Consider the following 902-nt stretch of genomic DNA (forward strand, 5'->3'; position numbering starts at 1 on the left):
AGATTCGAGCCATTTCAAAGCAGCATTCAACCATCATTACCTTGGCAGGAAACGCACCCTCAGCTTTGCCAATGGTTAGAATCGCTTTCTCCCTCACAAATAGAAAATCTCAAAGCTGACTCAGACCTTGCGTTGGATGAAATCAGTGTGTTTTTGCCAGCTTTACCATCCTTTCTTAGGCATACACAGTTAGAGTCGATGGCATTAGATGGCCTAGCGCTAGAAAGAGGGTTAGACAGTGGAATCCCAGGGCGCAAGCTAGAACAGATCATGGCGATGGGGGAGGCAGCGATTCGATCTCATCAAGGTGAGGAATGGTTAGAGTGGTGCTCGGGTAAAGGATACTTAGGTCGGATCTTAACCACGCAAACCGATCAACCAGTGACCAGTTTTGAATATCAACAAGCGTTATGCGACTCCGGCCAACAAGCCGCGAATGAACATCATTGGAAAATGACCTTTATCCAAGGTGACGCGTTTGATCCTCAAACCAAGGCAGTATTCAAACCCACGCAACATGCTGTCGCACTGCATGCTTGTGGTGACCTTCATGTTCGGTTGATGGAATATGGAAGTGAAGCCGGCATCGCGGCGATGACGATTTCACCTTGCTGTTATCATTTGATTCAAAGCGAGACGTACCAAGCGTTATCCCAATCAGTGCGAGCGTCTGAACTCATTTTGTCTAAGCATGAACTGCGCATTCCATTGCAACAGACGGTGACAGGCGGTGAACGTGTGCGTCGCCATCGTCAACAAGAGATGGTATTCAGGCTTGGTTTTGATTTACTGACACGTGAGATTTTGGGAGTTGATGAGTATCAACCCGTGCCAAGCATTCGAAAATCACAGTTAAGTGATGGTTTTGAGGTATTGTGTCTCTGGGCTGCGAAAGAAAAAGG

General features: G+C 47.2%; 1 protein-coding gene. It reads left to right on the plus strand.

The window, feature by feature from the left end:
• A partial coding sequence (locus tag R7Q48_RS25575) for a methyltransferase (RefSeq protein WP_318132965.1) occupies window positions 1–902 on the plus strand: 902 nt, incomplete at both ends.

This window comes from Vibrio sp. 378, assembly GCF_033339435.1.